The sequence below is a fragment of the Comamonas sp. Tr-654 genome, assembly GCF_011752915.1.
Lineage (GTDB): Bacteria > Pseudomonadota > Gammaproteobacteria > Burkholderiales > Burkholderiaceae_C > Comamonas.
The window spans coordinates 318,485-334,293 of the sequence record NZ_VWWQ01000001.1 but is presented as its reverse complement, the minus strand read 5'-3'; the positions used below and the strand labels follow the sequence as shown (position 1 = coordinate 334,293).

The window sequence follows — 15,809 nt, the reverse complement described above, 5'->3', positions numbered from 1 at the left end:
GGCGGCAGATGCTGTCATTTGCTGGCCCCGCCACTGGCAATATCACCCCAGTAAGCACCTTGCATGGGCAGGGCGGTGAGGAAGCGTTGATTGATTTCCTTCATGGTGGCCTGAGGATCGACGTCCTTGAAGAGGTCCGGGTAGAACCACTTGGCCATGGCCTCTATGGCAAGAATGTTGGTGGGCGCATCGTAGAAGTTGTGCCAGAGACCATGGGCACGGCCCGAGCGCACGGAGCTGAGCACTTCGAAACCGGGGCGCATGGCCAGCTCTTTCAGACTGGTGCCCAGCAGTTCGGCGCTCACTCCTTCGCCAGCCTTGAGCATGGGGCGGTTGCTTTGAGGGCGGCTGCCGGTGGCGATGTACACATCGGGGTCCTGTGCAATCAATGCCTCCTGGTGCAGGTCGCCGATAGCACCGGGGATCTTGCCCTGGGCGATGTTTACGCCGCCTGCAGCGTCGATGAACTCGCCGATGTTGCCCTTGCCTGCCGTGTGGCAGCAGCCATCCCAAACGCCCGCCAGCAGTTCCGCAAACACGCGCGGGCGCTTGTTTCCGGGGATGTCTTTCACACGCGACTGCACGCGCTGCAGATGCTCTTCATAGAAGCTGGCATAGGCATTGGCCTGGGCTTCACGGTGCACTGCTTTGCCCAGAATGCGGATGCTGCTGGCGGTGTTGCGCACGGGTTGGGCGCGGAAGTCGATGAAGACCACGGGCACGCCGGACTTCTCAAGCTCTTTGACCAGACCGCTCTGGCGTCCCGGCCCGTGGCCGCCGAGACCGAAGATGGCGATGTCGGGCTTGATCGATACCGATTTTTCGAAGCTCACGCTGTCTTCCGAGGTACGCCCGATCAGCGGGATACGTTCGATTTGCGGAAAGCGTTGTTTGTAGACAGCCCAGCCATTCGGGTCGGCAAATGCCAGCTCGCCTTGCCAGCCAACAATGCGCTTGAGCGGGTCGGCACCCTCCATCAGCGCGAGCGCGTAGAGAAATCGACCTTCACCCAGCAGGACGTGATCGACCTTGGCAGGGATTCGCACTGTGCGGCCCACGATGTCCACAACCGAGACTTCGACCAGGTTTGATGCGGCGGGAGCAGAGCCTTGCGCATGGGCGGGGGAGGCGATCACGCAGGCGGTCAGCATGGCCAGACCTGTGGCCTGCAACAGCTGCTGCAGTCTGGAGAATGAAAAGTGAAAGGTCATGAGAGAGGGCATTCAAAAGTCAATGCTTGCTTGCCAGGTGCTGGCATGCGCTCGTTCGCAGCGCTACCTGCAACTGCCGTGCAAGCGCTGCATTACGAGAGCGTCGGAAGCAACCTGGCCGAGATCAGAACGACATATCGAGGCTGGCCGTGTAGGTACGGCCTGCACCGGGGATGCCATACAGCTGGAAGCCGTCCAAGGACGAACCTATGCGGCTCCAGTAGAAGCGGTTGGCGATGTTGTTGATATTGAAGTTGGCCGTCATCTGACGGTTGATGCGCCAGCGCAGGGCCAGGTTCTGCACCACATAGCCTGGGGCTTTTTCTCGGTCCACCACATAGATCGGGTAGGTGCCGCTCGGCCCCGAGGCGGTGCTTGAATTGTTGTTCAGACCACCGACCATCACGTTGTCAGCGTAGCGGCGCTGGCCTACATACTGCGCGCCATAGCTCACCGTGACGGCAGGCGTGAGCAGATAGGAAGTCCAGACGCTACCGGCCCAGTCGGGCACGTTCTTGGCTTCGGCACCTTCATTCACACCTTTGGTGATACGACTCTTGAGGTGCGAGAGGCTGGCCATCACAGACCAGCGTGGCGTGATTTCGCCTTGCGCACTCAGCTCGAAGCCCTGTACGCGCTTGGCAGGCAGAGAGCGTACGGGAGAGCTGTTGTCAGGGTTGTACTCCCAGGAGTCGGTAAGCTCGGTGCGAAAGACTGCACCGGTGACGGAGAGGCGTCCGTCTAGTACATCCCATTTGCTACCAGCTTCCCAGGTACGAGAGAGTGCAGGCTGGTAGTTGAGCTGGGCCGCCGTGCCGTTGATGACATTGTTGGTGGTCACGCCCACTGCCGACGGCTGGGCCGCACGGCTGTAGGCGGCGTAGATGGAGCCTTCCTTGGCAGGTTTGTAGACCAGGCCCAGGCGGCCGCTGAGCGCACCGTCGGTGCGGCTTGCATCGGCATTCTTCGCGGTCCAGCGGTCATAGCGCAGGGCGGTCTGTGCCTGCCAGCGTTCGTTGAAGGTGACGGTGTCGTTGACATACACCCCGACGTTCTGCACCGATGCGCGCGCGCTGCCAGCGCCTACGATGGTGGGCGTTCCAGGGAAGGTGGTGGCGGGGTTGACCGGGTCGAAGGTGAGCGTGCCACTTGGCAGGTCCAGGCTGCGTTCGTGATCGCCATAGGTTTCGCGGTACAACTCCAGACCGGCAGTGAGCTTGTGCTGCAGGCCGGCGGTCTCGAACTGGGTGCTCAGATCGGTCTGGTTGTTGGCGATGGTGTAGCGCTTGGAGCTCGACATGGCAGCCAGACGTAGCGAGATCGGCTGGCCTGTGGTGTCCACCAGGTCGTAGTCGCCATAGGAAGAGATATTGCCAGGGGCTGTCACCAGAGGCCCCTTGCCGATATAACCCAGGCTATTGCGCGTACCGGCCGCATTGAATCGTGCGGGGGAAAGCACGCTCCAGCTGTCGACGCGTTCGTAGCGGAACTGGTTGCGGATGGTGGTGTCTGCAGCAAGGTCTCGCTCAATGCGGGCCGTGATGCTGTCGGTTCTTGCCTGTTGTGTGTACAGATTGGAAGCGCCAAACCAGGCGCTGCGAGCCACGCCTGGCATCACGTTGCCGCGTGTGCCGCGCTGTATGGGCAGGCCGCCGTCCGGAATGTTGTCATCGGACTGATGCAGCACGTTGACGACGACGCGCGTGTCCGTGCCCAGGCCGTGGGCGAAAGACGCTGCCACGCCATAGCGGTCGAAGTCGACCACATTGCGGCCGGCGACCTCATTCTTGTGCTTCATCAGGTTCAGGCGCAGTGCACCGGTCTCACCGATGGGGCGGTTCAGGTCGGCAGTGGCACGCGCATATCCATCACTGCCCACACCGACGCTGGCGTTGTAGAACGTATCGCGCTTGGCTTCCTTGCTCACCAGGTTCACGCTGCCGCCGACAGCCGACACTCCCGATTCGACCGACCCCGTGCCCTTGAAGACCTCGGCTTGCTCCAGATTGAACGTATCTGTGCGACTGGCCATGCCCGCGTCGCGCACACCGTCGATGGTGATGCTCTGCTCAGCAGAGAAACCGCGAATGGTGAAGAAGTCACCCCAACCCAGGTTGCCTTCGCCGGAGCTGAAGGTGATGCCCGCCACGTTCTGCAGCACATCCTGCAGGTTTTGCGCATTCTGTTGGCGCAGTACTTCGGCCGGCACCACCGTGATGCTCTGAGGCGTGTCGCGCAGCGGCTGTGTGAACTTGGGCGACTGCACGGACTGAGCTTGATAGTCGGGCTTGTCGCGGTTGGCGCGCACCTCCACGAGAGGCATGGTGGCCGCATCGTCGGCGGCCAGGGCTTGGCTGCCCGTCGCCAGCAGCGTGGGGCCCAGCACCAGCATCAGGCTGGCCAAGGCCGGAGACAATGAGGGCTCTAAACGTGAAGCCGATGAAAATTCACGCGAATCGCGCGCTGGCATGGAGGAGACGGAGATGCTCATGACTGCAATAAACTAGAATGAAAATCGTTCTTATTGATTGATGAGCCGTCACTCTAGTGAGGCAAGCGCCCCTCCGACAGACAGGCGAGGGCAGATTTGCAATGCAATGTTTTCCCTAGCTGCTTCAACACAATCCATTACATTTCCCCCGAAAAGCTCCGCGCAGTCGTCGCATGTCGCCGCCAGGGCTCGCATTCTGGTCGTGGATGACGACCCTGAGATCCGCGAGTTGCTGTGTGACTATCTGCAGGCCAACGGCATGCAGCCGTCTGCGGTTGCGAATGGCGAGGCTATGTGGGACTGGCTGGCGCGCCACAGCGCCGATCTCATCGTGCTGGACCTGATGCTTCCGGGCGTGGACGGGCTGACGCTATGCCGCAGTCTGCGTGAGCGCACCCACATTCCCGTGGTGATGCTCACGGCTCGCGGTGCGCTCATGGACCGCATCCTTGGTCTGGAGATGGGGGCTGATGACTATCTGCCCAAGCCCTTTGATCCCCGCGAACTACTGGCGCGCATCGGCGTGGTGCTGCGTCGCACGCGGCAGGTGCCGGCCTCTCTGCACGAACCCGAACGGCTGGCCACGCTTCGCTTTGCCAGCTGGACGCTGAACATGCACACGCGCGAGTTGCACTCTCCCAATGGCGTGCTGGTAACCCTGGCCCAGTCGGACTACCGCGTGCTTTGCGCCCTGGTTCAGAACCCGCATCGGACGCTGAGCCGGGATTACCTAGCCGAGTATGCCTTCGGCCGCGAGCGCATGGCGCTGGATCGTGCCATTGACGTGTGCATCAGCCGCCTGCGTCATCATCTGGAGTCCAACCCGCGCAAGGCGCAGGTACTGCGAACGGTCCGCAATGCAGGCTATTTGCTGGCCTGCGATGTCGAGACACTGGAGTGAGTGAGTCCACTGCATCGGCATGGCTACGTAGCCTGCTGACAAGGTTGTGGCCACAGACGCTGTCTGGCCGCATCGCAGCAATCCTCATCATTGGCATGCTGGCTGCGCAGGCGCTGACCGGAACCATCTGGTGGGAGATGCGGCAAAGTCAGCTGCTGGAAGTGCCGCTGAGGTTGGTGGCAGCTCGTGCAGCCGATACCTCGGTGCTCTTGTCTTCCATGCCGCGCGAACAGCGAAATACGCTGCTGGAGCAATGGAACACCAGCCATTACACACTGCAGCTGCTCGATGAAGCACCACCGATTGCAGACGAGACCAAGCCTTTCATCGCAGAGGCGCAGGTTTTGATCGCTCAGGTTCTGCAGGAGCGTTTGGGCCGCGCGGTGCCCGTGCGGGTGTTACAGCTGGGCCTGCGTGGGGAAGAGCAAGTGGACGGCTCTCACTCGGCCAATGTGTTGACATCGGGTAGACCAGAAGCTCACGTGCGCATGGCCATGCAACTTGCCGACAAGCAGTGGCTGGTGGTGAATGCGCAGGAGAGCGAAATTGGGTATCCGGTGCGGCCGCTGCATGCCTTGGCCGACTATGTGCTGCGCGTCTATCTGCTGCGAAGTCTCGTGATCGTGGCATTTGCGTTGGTGGCGGTACGCCTGGCCATGCGACCACTTCAGCGCATGGCGAGGGCCGCAGAAGCCCTGGGTCGAGATTTGCAAAGCCCCCCGCTCGAAACCGATGGACCGCGCGAAGTGCAACAGGCGGCGCAGGCTTTCAATGCCATGCAGAAGCAGATCTCCGAGGGAGTTGCCGAGCGAACGCGCTTTCTGGCGGCGGTGTCGCATGACCTGCGCTCTCCCATCACACGGTTGCGCCTGCGTGCAGAAATGCTGGAAACCGAGGCCTTACGCGCCAAGTTCCGCAACGATCTGCAGGAAATGGAGCATATGGTGTCTTCCACGCTGGACATGCTTACTGGCGCTGATGCTCAGGGTCCGCGCCAGCCAGTGGACATCAATGCTTTGATACAGGGGATGGCACAGGACATACATGAGTCCAGTGGGCAGGAGATTCCCATTCATGGGCAGGCAGGTGGTCCCTATGTCGGCTATGCGCAAAGCCTGCGCCGCTGTCTGCAGAATCTGATCGAGAATGCGTTGCGCTATGCCCGCGAGGTGCAGCTGCATGTCAGCGACGCCCATGATTTTCTAAGCATCAGCGTGCGTGATCGTGGTCCCGGCATCCCGCCAGATCAGATTTCTCGTGTACTGGAGCCCTTCTACCGCGTGGAGCATTCGCGCAATGCCTCCTCGGGTGGAGTGGGTCTCGGCCTGTCCATTGCGCAGACCGTGGCGCATGCACATGGAGGTCAGTTGCTATTGCGCAATCTACCGGGCGGTGGTCTGGAGGCAACGCTGAAGCTGCCGCGTCAGTGACGGCCTGGGCCGAAGTTGTGGCATTGAGCGAGGGACTAGCGGCGCATTGGATGCCGTCCATGAATGGGCATGCCGAACCTGTTCCTATGTCTTGCGGAAATACTTCATGAACAGAGCCGCCAACGGCTTCGCTGCGCTGCTCAACGGCACACCGCGCAGCTGAACCAAGCCAAGCGCCATGGGTGGTGGCAGTGGCTCAACCTGCAGACGCTCTAGTCCCGCTCCATAGATCTTGTCGTTCAAGAGAATTTCGGGGCAGAAGCCAAGTACGTCAGTGCGCCTCATCAGCTCACTCATCAGCGTGGACGAGGTGCAGTTGACCATCTTGCGTGGCTCCGCCAAACCCTGGCCTCGAAGCCAGCTCACCAGAGTCTCGCTCTGGCTGCCCGCGGAGTAGTTCAAAACCCAGGTCGCGTCACGAAGCTCATCCCAGGTTTTCGCCTTGGCCAGCGGATGGCCCTGTCTTCCGGCAGGCATGGCAATCACGTCCATCAGTGGTTTGAAGACCAGTTCATAAGGCAGATCGGCGGGGTCGGCAATCGCCAGTGCAAAGTCCAGCCGTCCCTCGAGCAGAGCGGGAATCAAGCTGCTCAGAAAGCCTTCACTGAGGGCCAGCTGCACACCCGGTGCCAACTGTTCGAACGTTTTCCAGACTTCGGGCAGTGCCTTGATCGAAACCAGGGGCGACATCGCCACGGCCACCCGGGCGCCCGAGCCGCCGCGGATCAGTCGCACCTCTTCGCGCGCCTTGTCCAGCATCGACAGCGCCAGGCGTGCATGGGAGAGCAGCACTTTGCCAGCCGGGGTGAACTCAATGCCCTTGTAGCTGCGTACCAGCAACTCTGCGCCTACATCCTCCTCCAGTTCGCGCAGCGACTTGGTCAGAGCGCTCTGGCTCAGAAAGAGTGCACGGGCAGCAGCCCGGATGGAGCCGCTTTCGGCGACTTGGGTGAAAGCCCGAATCTGATGATTTTTCATGAGGGCAGGGTTTTCATCGGGTGAATCATTTTGGTTGTCTCCTCGGAAAATATACCGGCTTTTGGTGCGATGACCGAGACGCTACATTTTTTGCATGCACTTGAAATTCAGCCCCTACCTCGATACCGATGCCATGCTCGCATGGCGGCACGCCATCCATCGCCAGCCTGAACTGGGTTTTGAAGAGTTCCAGACCAGTGCGCTGGTCGAGCGTCGCCTGCGCGAGTGGGGCTATGAGGTCACCACCGGGCTTGCGGGAACAGGGTTGGTTGGCTCGCTGAAGTTTGGCCCTGGCTCCAGGCGCCTGGGACTGCGTGCGGAAATGGACGCGCTGCCTATTCAGGAGGACACGGGGTTGCCCTGGGCCAGCGAGGTGCCAGGAAAAATGCACGGCTGCGGGCACGATGGTCACACCACCATGCTGCTTGGCGCGGCACAGGCGTTAGCCAAGCTGCATCGCGAAGGCAAGCATGCCATGGACGGCATGCTGCATCTGATCTTCCAGCCTGCGGAAGAACTGGGTGGTGCGGGCGGTGCCCAGCGCATGATGAAGGAGGGACTGTTTTCGCGCTTTCCCTGCGACGCGGTCTTTGCCATGCACAACATGCCAGGAATGGAGCAGGGCCAGATCCTGTTTCGTGAAGGTGCTTGCATGGCCTCCTCCGATAGGGCAACTCTGGTGTTCGAGGGCTGCGGCGGCCACGGCGCCATGCCGCACCTGGCGACCGATCCTACGGTGGTTGCTGCGTCCACGGTAATGGCCTTGCAAAGCATCGTCGCACGCAATGTAGATCCGCTGGCATCGGCCGTAATCACCGTGGGACGCCTTCAGGCCGGGCAAACCTACAACGTGATCCCCGAGACCGCCGAACTGGAGTTGAGCATCCGGGCCCTGAAGCCCGAGGTACGCGATCTGCTGGAGGAGCGCATTCGGGCGGTGGCGCAAGGCCAGGCCGACAGCTTTGGCGCACAGTGTCACATCACCTATGAGCGGGGCTACCCGGTGCTGGTCAACTCTCCCGCTGAAACCCGGCTTGCGATGGGTGTAGCCCGGTCGCTGTTCGGCGATGCGAGGGTCGTAGCCGATGCCGATCCGCTGTGCGCCAGTGAAGATTTCGCATACATGCTGGAAGAGCGCCCCGGTTGCTACCTCTTCATTGGCAATGGCGACAACGGCCACACACATGGCAGCGCCTCGGGACCTTGCAATGTGCACAACCCCAGTTTCGACTTCAACGATCGCAACCTCGAAACCGGCGCCACATTCTGGACGGCTCTGGCCCATTCCTTTCTTTCAACCCACGCCCGAATCTGATCATGAAAAAACCTGTCTCCATCTTGCGTCGACGCGCTCTCGTCCTGTCGCTTGGTTTTTCGTGTGTGGCCCCATTCGCAATGGGCGCTGCACGGGCAGCCGATCAGCGTGTGGTGACTCTGCTCGTTCCGTATCCGGCTGGAGGCCTGTCGGATTCCATCGCCCGGGCGATAAGCCCGGCATTGGGTCGTGCCCTGAACCAGCAGGTCATTGTGGACAATCTGGGCGGCGTCAGCGGATCACTGGCCGCGCAGAAGGTGCTGAACGCGCCCGCTGATGGGCACATGATCTTTCTCGGCTCACCCAACGAGGTGATTCTCTCGCCCATGGTCAACGCCGCCGTGAAGCTAAGAGCCGAAGACTTTCGCATGCTGGGCCAGGTGGCAGTGAATCCGCTGGTTCTGCTCACACGCGCCACTCTACCGGTGCGCAACGTCGATGAATTCATTGCCTATGCCAAGACCCAGGACAAAGGTCTGTCCTATGGCAGCGTCGGCATGGGCTCCATGTATCACCTGTTGGCTGAAAGCATGGCGCAGCAGACCCAGATCCACGTCACACATGTGCCCTACAAAGGCATGGCACCCATGGTCCAAGATGTCGCAGGCAACAGCATCGACTTTGCCATCCAGCCCTATGCAACGAGTTTCAAGGGAATGTCCGAGCAGGGGCGCTTGAGGCTCGTCGGGTGGCTGGCTCCCACACGCAGCGAGCTGGATCCCTCTGTGCCCGCGCTTGGAGAAGGCAAGATTCTGAAGAACTTCAGCCATTCCACCTGGGCCGGTCTCATGGTGAGCCGCAAAACTCCCGAGGACATGGTGGTACGTCTGAACAAAGTACTGGCCGAAGTGCTGCGTGATCCCGAGGTGCGGCGCCAGATTGCGGCCACCGGATCGGAAGCGCCGCAACCCCAGACGCTGGCTGAGGCGGAGCGGCAACTCAAGGAAGACACCGTCAAATTTCGCGCCATGGCCAAAAGCATTCAACTTCAGCCTCAGTAAGCACCACAGGCTGCTTTAGTAAGCGCGCCAGCAAGCGGCGCGCATTGCTCATCAAGCTGGAGACTGGTGCGATAAGCGGGTTGCACCTGCAGGCCAGGAGACGTGCGGGAAAGTCAGCCTGATCCGCCTGAAGCTAAAGGTCGCAACTGCCGTAGCAAGCAGCATTTCGCGACTGAGCTGCACTTGCCCGTCAGGGGGCTTCCAGCGGATTTCTTTCATTAAGAACCCCGTATCGCCTTCGTCTGTCTCATGGCTATCTGGCCTCGCAACAGACGGCTTAAGGAGGGGGGCCTGCGACTGGCTGGTGAATCAGACCGAACGGTGCACCAGTACAGGAATGCTGCTGTTGACCAGCACGCGCTGGGTTTCGCTGCCCAACAAAATGCCGGCGATGCCTTTGCGGCCATGCGATGCCATGCAGATCAGATCGCAATGGCTGTCTTTCGCCTGCTGGATGATGGCCTGGTTGATAGAGATATTCGTCATGCGCGCGGTCTTGCAATCCACGCCCTCGGCCACGGCGATGTCCGTCGCAATCTTGAGCACCTGGTCGGCTTCCTTCTCGGCGCTCTTGGCCATCTCTCCAGAGTTGTAGGCCATCATCGCCTCGGCGCCGTAGATCATGGCGGTGTAATCCGGCATCACATACAGCGCCGTTACCTGCGCACCTTGTTCCTTGGCCAGTTGCATGCCCGCGCGTAGCGCGGCCTCGGAGAGTTTCGAGCCGTCTGTAGGAATCAAAATGTGCTTGAACATAGCCAGCCTCCTTGCGCGTCAGCGCGCCTGTTGTTGAACAATGAATGCGATCGCATGCCGTGTTCATACTCACACCGCGGGTCGGTCAATGCAACACACAGCGTCAGTATTCAGACGGTTTCTTGATGGCAATCAAACCTTGGGAAAACAAGCAAAAATGCATCTGGCGTATACCCGTAAATGAATGCTAGCTATCAAAATAGTAATCCCTGAGCCTCATTCCTGGCATGCGGCCCTGCAGGCTGTTGAAGCTGGCATGTATCCGGTTTGATGCAATGGCCGGGAGCGGGGGCGAGTGGGGCGGCTCTTGTCTGCTGAATTGTTGCTTCCATATTGTTGGCGCGCGAGCCGAACCTAGATCCAGGCGGCTGCTCCAGAAATCGCATCAATGACTGACAAGGCGTCCGAGTCTGCATGCTGGTGGGACATTGAAACATGGTCGCATCTTAAAGATGCATAATAAATACATCTTATGTGGAGACAGCGAAAGGAGTTGTCCTATGAGGAGTCATGAGCTTTGCTCAGAAGAGGAAGTTGCCCGCCTGGTGCATGCTTTTTATGCGCGTATACGCCAGGACGAGGTGCTAGGCCCCATCTTCGAGGCGCACATTACGGACTGGGATCAGCATCTGGCCAAACTGGTGGATTTCTGGTCGGCCGTTTTGCGGCGCACTGCCCGTTTTTCCGGGGCACCCATGGCCAAACATGCCGCGCTACCCGGGCTAAGCACCGAGCTGTTTGAGCGCTGGCTTGGCCTGTTCGAGATCACACTGGCCGAGCAGCCCAATCGATCCATGGCCGATCAAGCCTGGCAGGCGGCACGCCGTATTGCGCAAAGTCTATGGTCGGGGTACCAGATGAGTCGTGATCCCAAACAGCTGCCGCAGGTGGTGAATCATGTCTGAGCTGCTGCAAATCGATGAGCCGACGGGATCGGCATACCGCTCCAGAGCACCTGCGCCCCAGTGGCAAGCCTTCCTGGAGTTTGGCTTCAGGCCTTTGTATATGGCCGGATGCCTGTGGGCTGCGGTGTCGGTGGCATTGTGGGTGTTTGCGCCGCAATGGCTTGCTGGGCGCCTGGGCGGTGTGCTGTGGCACGCGCACGAGATGTTGTGGGCCTTCGTGGCGACGATTGCCGTGGGTTTTCTATGCACGGCGGCAAGCAGCTGGACCGGGCGCAACCCTATTCAGGGTCCCGCGCTGGGCTGGCTGTGCGTGCTGTGGCTGCTGGCGCGTGCGAGCTTTCTGGTGCCGGGAGATACCGCGTTTGCCTTCGCCTGCGGGTTCGAACTGCTGTTCTTTGTCGCTGCTGCTGTGGTGCTGGGCCGGGCGATCTACGCAGCACGCAGCAGCCGCAACTACGGTCTGCCGCTGCTGGTATTCGGGCTGGGTGCGGCCGATGCACTCTTTCTGCGCGCGGTATGGCAAGGCAGTGGCTATGCAACGCTGATGCAATATCTCTACACCGGCCTGCTGTGCATGGCGGTAATTGCGCTGTTGCTGGCGCGGCGGGTGATTCCGTTCTTCGCCATGCGGGCTGTCGCCGGCCTTCAGATACCCATGCATACAACCAGCGGGCAGTGGCAGCTCTGGGCTGGTTTGCTCGGTATTGTCTGCCTGTTGCTGGGCTGGACACAGGGCATGGTGGCTGCATTGCTGGTCGCAGGTTTGCTCACACTGTGGCAGGTACTGGCCTGGAGGCCCTGGGCGGTGCGCCGGGTACCGTTGCTGTGGATACTCTACCTGGGCCATACGGGTTTAGGCGCTGGCCTGCTGGTGGCTGCGCTTCAGGCTGGTGGCTGGATGCTGCGTCTGGCTTGGCCGGTTCATGTCATCGGCGTGGCCGGTTTTGCGGTGCTGATTATCGGCATGGTGACACGTACGGCTTTGGGGCATCTGGGCCGGCCGTTGCGCACGGATGCAGCCATGGTGACCATGTATGTGCTGGTGCTTGCTGCCGCGGTGCTGCGTTTGCTGGCACTGCTGCCTGCGGCCCCCGCCCAGGCGGCGCTCCACGCTTCGGCTCTAGCATGGGTGTTGGCCTTTGCCTTGTACCTGTGGCGCTTTGCGCCATTGCTGATTCGACCGCGCCTGCCTCCCGCCGGACTGTCCGCTGCCCAGCCAGTGATCAAGTCCAGAAAATCCGCTTGAACGGAATCCCTCGATGCGTCTCACTCTGATGACCGACTATGCGCTGCGGCTGCTCATGTATGTGGCCCGGCAACCCCAGCGGCTGTGCACGATTTCCGAGATCGCACAGGCTTATGAAATTTCCGAGACGCATCTGATGAAGGTGACGCATCAACTGGCGCTGAAGGGCTGGATAGTCACGGTGCGTGGCAAGGGGGGCGGCATGCGCCTTGCCCATATGCCACAGCAGATCAATATCGGCGCCGTGGTGCGTGGAATGGAGCCAGACTTCGCACTGGTGGAATGCTTTGGCAGTGACAACCGGTGTACGCTGACTGGCGACTGCCGCCTCGCAGGCATGCTGCAGGGTGCTTTGCAAAGCTTCCTGGCGCATCTGGATGAATTCACTCTTGCGGATCTAATTGCACCGGCTGCAAGCGCAACGTCGCTGATCCCGATCCTGCGTTCGGAGGCTCGAACATGAGCTACGGCTTGCTGATCACACTACACCTGCTGGCTGCCGTGGCGTTTGCGGGTACTGTGTTCTTCGAGGTGGTGCTGCTGACCCAGGTACCCAGCCGAGTGCCGAAACAGCACATGCTCCTTGTGGAGCAGGCGCTGGGTAGCCGCGCAACGGCCGTCATGCCCTGGGTGTTGTTGGCTCTCTACTCTGCGGGGGCAGGCTTGGCCTGGCAGCTCCGATCGGCGTTGGCACACCCACTGGCCAGCAGCACGGGCATGTTGATGACATTCAAGATCGCCCTGGCGCTAAGCGTGCTTGCGCATTTCGCCTGCGCCATGTGGTGGCGTCGCCATGGACAACTCAACGGGCAGCGTTCGCATCGACTGCACCTGAGCGTGTTTTGCCATGTTGTGTAGATCCTCCTGCTGGTCAAGACCATGTTTTATTTGCATTGGTAGAGGCTTGCGATGGAGAGGGCTGCCATCGCACGGGTAATTGGAGACGTTACAGATCAGGTTCTTGCTGGTAAGGGGAAGGCAGCAGAAAAACAAGGCACCAAGAGCGATTGCGGACAGCCGTCCGCTTATGCTTTTCATGTTCCGGAGATTGCAGGGCAGGCTATGCGCAGCGGATGCAATCAAGCCAGTGAAGCATGCGATGGCGTGCGGATATCTGTGGCGAGCAGTGAAATCAGCAATAGCCGCAGGTATTGATGAAACGTCGCCAGCTCACATGGAGCCATATCAGTCATTGGATGAATGCATAGGTAAAGTCTCTATGTATTTGCGATACCGCAATTTCGGCCAGCAGGAGGCCACTCGTGCAAGCGATAGGGCGGCTGGAGTGGGTATCACAGCCGTAATCGGGCAGAGGCGAGGGGCAACGCTGGCAAACAACCGGATGAGGATGCTGCCTCGACCCTTCGAGCACTACTTGAGTCCAGGAGGCGGCATAGCCGAGTGGGCATTTTTCGCGCCTGAGCACCGGGTTGCTGGGGCGATGACTATGACTTTGGACAACGACAGTTCTTTAGCTTGTACATGCATGTCATATGAGCCGCCAATAGATAAGATGGTTGCATTTAATGTAACTTACATGAGATGGCACAGGGTTCCCAAACCCTGAATTCACCCATTCCTAGGCTGTTGTCTTCCAGCTTTCGATGGGCTTGCCATACATCTGCTCGATGGCATCCTCGTAGTAAGCCATCAAGTTCTTCCGCTTGAGCTTGAGGGTAGGGGTCATCAAGCCGTTGTCAATGCTCCAGCTATCCCTGACCAGATGAATCGCTCTGGGCACTGCATAACGGGCAAAGCTGCGTGTCTGCTTTTCGATTCTGGCAAGTGCTTCTCTCTCAGCAGCGGCATGGTGCAGGCTGGAGGCATCATCTGGGTTCAGGCCGACACTCCTGGCAAGCACTTCCCATTCCACTTGGCTGACAACGGCGATACAGGCGATGAAAGGACGATCCTCGCCCACCACAAACACTTGCTCAAACAGGGGATCGACGAGGATGGCCTGTTCCACATCATTGGGAGGCACTTTCTCACCCGTCGACGTCACAATGATTTCCTTGATTCGACCCTTGATTCGGATGCGACCGTTTTCGATGGCCGCTTGGTCCCCGGTTCTGAGCCAGCCGTCGGCAGTAAAGGTTTTGGCAGTGTCTTCTGGACGGTTCCAGTAACCGCGCATCACCACAGGGCCGGAGACCTGCAGTTCCTGATCATCGCCAATGCGGACTTCAATCCCCGGCAGCACCCGGCCCACGGTATCAGGCCAGTTGTCGTCGAGGTCGTTAGCACTGACCACAGGTGCAGTTTCGGTCATTCCATAGCCTTGCAGCATGGGCAGGCCCAGACCCAGAAAACAGCGCGCAATGATCGGAGACAAAGGGGCTCCGCCACTTACGGCCACGCGTAGCCGGCCTCCAAACTGTGCGAGCAGGGGCTGTGCGACAAGCCTGCGCAGCAACCAGGCTGGCAAAGCAGAAGCCCAGCTTGGCTTGGCATCGAGTTGTTCCTCTAAGGGAATGCCTTGACGAGCGCAGAAGCTCTTCCAGCCCTTGTTGACTGCCGCCTCGAACAGCTGGCGCTTGAAGCTGCTGGAGGCAAGCGATTCCTGAACCTTGGCATAAACACGCTCATAGATGCGAGGCACGGATATCAGCACGGTCGGCTTGACCTGCTTCATGTCCTGCGCAAGTTGTGCGACAGAACGCGCGTAGGCCACGCAGGAGCCGGTGGCAATGGCCAGGTAGTAGCCTGCAGTGCGCTCGAAGGTGTGTGAAAGCGGCAGAAACGAGAGAAAGACGTCCTCGGGGAAAGCCTTCACACGTTGCATCACAGCGTGCAAGTCGCTGACCACGTTGTCATGCGTGAGCATGACCCCCTTGGGCTTTCCGGTCGTACCTGAGGTATAGACAATGCCTGCCAGCTGTGTTTTGTCTGGCGGCTTGGGGAGGGCAGAGGCATAGCGCTGACCACCCTGAAGCCAGGCGGACAAGACAATGAGCGGTTTTCGCTGCAGGATCTTGACGGACTCCTGCTCTGCTTGTTCGGTAGGTATGGGAGAGGGGCCCGGTGACTCGTTGGTACGGCCTTGCTGCGCGTGGATCACGGCCTGAAGTTCGGGCAGCTCCTGACCTGTGGCGCAAATTTTTTGCCAAGCCTTGGCATCGGCCACCACCAGCAAGGACGCCCCTGAATCGGCAAGGATATAGGCAATGCTGCCGGCATTGTCGATGGCATGCAGAGGAACAGGCACATAGCCGCAGCGCAGACAGGCCTGGTCAATGGTCATCGCATCAAAGCCATTGGGCAGCAGGATTGCCACCCTTGCACCGGCAGGAAGATTCGATGCGCACAAGGCACGGCTCCACAGGGCAACCCGCTCGGCTGTTTCCGCCCAGCTTAGGCTTTTCCAGGCATTGCTGCTTTCATCGAACGCTCGGTAAGCCTCCGCTGATGGCGTGGCGCAGGCGCGCATCGCCAGGAGCTCCGGCAAGGTCTGCACCTGCTCGATAGTCAGATGTCGTTTCTCTGCCTGGAGACCCAGTACGTCGATTTCACTTTGTTGGTTCATGCGCTTACCTTCAAGAAGCAGGCAGTTTCCCGCTACGTGAATGATAGCG

At 60.0% G+C, this 15,809-nt stretch carries 13 protein-coding genes; 8 read left to right on the top strand and 5 right to left on the bottom strand.

What is annotated here, in order from left to right; translation table 11 throughout:
• Positions 1-14: 14 nt before the first annotated feature.
• Together F3J24_RS01365 and F3J24_RS01360 are read right to left on the bottom strand one after the other, a co-directional pair.
• Positions 15-1,211: an ABC transporter substrate-binding protein gene (locus F3J24_RS01365; RefSeq protein WP_240154201.1), complete on the bottom strand. Its 1,197-nt coding sequence runs from the start codon at positions 1,209-1,211 to the stop codon at positions 15-17.
• 124 nt (positions 1,212-1,335) lie between these two features.
• Entirely contained in the window at positions 1,336-3,702 is a 2,367-nt protein-coding gene (locus F3J24_RS01360) for a TonB-dependent siderophore receptor (protein ID WP_240154200.1), read from the bottom strand.
• Positions 3,703-3,895: 193 nt separating this feature from the next.
• On the opposite strand from F3J24_RS01360, the gene F3J24_RS01355 reads away from it, so the two are divergent.
• Together F3J24_RS01355 and F3J24_RS01350 are read left to right on the top strand one after the other, a co-directional pair.
• Positions 3,896-4,603, top strand: a complete 708-nt coding sequence (locus F3J24_RS01355) for a response regulator (protein WP_370527720.1) — start codon at positions 3,896-3,898, stop codon at positions 4,601-4,603.
• Positions 4,600-6,033 (top strand): ATP-binding protein, encoded by a 1,434-nt coding sequence (locus F3J24_RS01350; RefSeq protein WP_370527699.1) that lies wholly within the window; start codon positions 4,600-4,602, stop codon positions 6,031-6,033. The genes F3J24_RS01355 and F3J24_RS01350 overlap by 4 nt, the downstream gene beginning before the upstream one ends.
• Before the next feature lie 84 nt (positions 6,034-6,117).
• On the opposite strand, the gene F3J24_RS01345 is transcribed toward F3J24_RS01350, so the two are convergent.
• Positions 6,118-7,011 (bottom strand): LysR substrate-binding domain-containing protein, encoded by an 894-nt coding sequence (locus tag F3J24_RS01345; protein WP_167002078.1) that lies wholly within the window; start codon positions 7,009-7,011, stop codon positions 6,118-6,120.
• 94 nt (positions 7,012-7,105) lie between these two features.
• On the opposite strand from F3J24_RS01345, the gene F3J24_RS01340 reads away from it, so the two are divergent.
• Both F3J24_RS01340 and F3J24_RS01335 read left to right on the top strand, forming a co-directional pair.
• On the top strand, positions 7,106-8,326 hold the full coding sequence (locus F3J24_RS01340) for a M20 aminoacylase family protein (protein ID WP_167002076.1): 1,221 nt from the start codon (positions 7,106-7,108) through the stop codon (positions 8,324-8,326).
• A 65-nt stretch (positions 8,327-8,391) separates the two neighbouring features.
• Entirely contained in the window at positions 8,392-9,327 is a 936-nt protein-coding gene (locus F3J24_RS01335; protein ID WP_370527698.1) for a tripartite tricarboxylate transporter substrate binding protein, read from the top strand.
• 309 nt (positions 9,328-9,636) lie between these two features.
• On the opposite strand, the gene F3J24_RS01330 is transcribed toward F3J24_RS01335, so the two are convergent.
• Positions 9,637-10,083: a universal stress protein gene (locus F3J24_RS01330; RefSeq protein ID WP_167002074.1), complete on the bottom strand. Its 447-nt coding sequence runs from the start codon at positions 10,081-10,083 to the stop codon at positions 9,637-9,639.
• A 500-nt stretch (positions 10,084-10,583) separates the two neighbouring features.
• Between F3J24_RS01330 and F3J24_RS01325 the strand changes: the two genes are divergently transcribed.
• The 4 genes from F3J24_RS01325 to F3J24_RS01310 are packed head-to-tail and all read left to right on the top strand — an operon-like array spanning position 10,584 to position 13,092.
• On the top strand, positions 10,584-10,988 hold the full coding sequence (locus F3J24_RS01325; protein WP_167002072.1) for a group III truncated hemoglobin: 405 nt from the start codon (positions 10,584-10,586) through the stop codon (positions 10,986-10,988).
• On the top strand, positions 10,981-12,234 hold the full coding sequence (locus tag F3J24_RS01320; RefSeq protein ID WP_167002070.1) for an NnrS family protein: 1,254 nt from the start codon (positions 10,981-10,983) through the stop codon (positions 12,232-12,234). Before F3J24_RS01325 ends, F3J24_RS01320 begins: the two co-directional genes overlap by 8 nt.
• 13 nt (positions 12,235-12,247) lie before the next feature.
• Positions 12,248-12,697, top strand: a complete 450-nt coding sequence (locus F3J24_RS01315) for an Rrf2 family transcriptional regulator (protein WP_167002068.1) — start codon at positions 12,248-12,250, stop codon at positions 12,695-12,697.
• The gene (locus F3J24_RS01310) at positions 12,694-13,092 is read left to right on the top strand and encodes a CopD family copper resistance protein (protein ID WP_167002066.1); all 399 of its coding nucleotides are present in this window, start codon (positions 12,694-12,696) and stop codon (positions 13,090-13,092) included. Before F3J24_RS01315 ends, F3J24_RS01310 begins: the two co-directional genes overlap by 4 nt.
• 721 nt (positions 13,093-13,813) lie before the next feature.
• Here the strand turns inward: F3J24_RS01310 and F3J24_RS01305 are convergent.
• Positions 13,814-15,760: a long-chain fatty acid--CoA ligase gene (locus F3J24_RS01305; RefSeq protein WP_167002064.1), complete on the bottom strand. Its 1,947-nt coding sequence runs from the start codon at positions 15,758-15,760 to the stop codon at positions 13,814-13,816.
• Positions 15,761-15,809 lie beyond the last annotated feature (49 nt).

What these genes read in the sequence shown, in the direction of transcription:
- F3J24_RS01315 (WP_167002068.1), top strand. Translation starts at nt 12,248, where the DNA reads ATGCGTCTCACTCTGATGACCGACTATGCGCTGCGGCTGCTCATGTAT.
- F3J24_RS01320 (WP_167002070.1), top strand. Translation starts at nt 10,981, where the DNA reads ATGTCTGAGCTGCTGCAAATCGATGAGCCGACGGGATCGGCATACCGC.
- F3J24_RS01340 (WP_167002076.1), top strand. Translation starts at nt 7,106, where the DNA reads ATGCACTTGAAATTCAGCCCCTACCTCGATACCGATGCCATGCTCGCA.
- F3J24_RS01330 (WP_167002074.1), bottom strand. Translation starts at nt 10,083, where the DNA reads ATGTTCAAGCACATTTTGATTCCTACAGACGGCTCGAAACTCTCCGAG.
- F3J24_RS01325 (WP_167002072.1), top strand. Translation starts at nt 10,584, where the DNA reads ATGAGGAGTCATGAGCTTTGCTCAGAAGAGGAAGTTGCCCGCCTGGTG.
- F3J24_RS01365 (WP_240154201.1), bottom strand. Translation starts at nt 1,211, where the DNA reads ATGACCTTTCACTTTTCATTCTCCAGACTGCAGCAGCTGTTGCAGGCC.
- F3J24_RS01310 (WP_167002066.1), top strand. Translation starts at nt 12,694, where the DNA reads ATGAGCTACGGCTTGCTGATCACACTACACCTGCTGGCTGCCGTGGCG.
- F3J24_RS01360 (WP_240154200.1), bottom strand. Translation starts at nt 3,702, where the DNA reads ATGAGCATCTCCGTCTCCTCCATGCCAGCGCGCGATTCGCGTGAATTT.
- F3J24_RS01345 (WP_167002078.1), bottom strand. Translation starts at nt 7,011, where the DNA reads ATGAAAAATCATCAGATTCGGGCTTTCACCCAAGTCGCCGAAAGCGGC.
- F3J24_RS01305 (WP_167002064.1), bottom strand. Translation starts at nt 15,760, where the DNA reads ATGAACCAACAAAGTGAAATCGACGTACTGGGTCTCCAGGCAGAGAAA.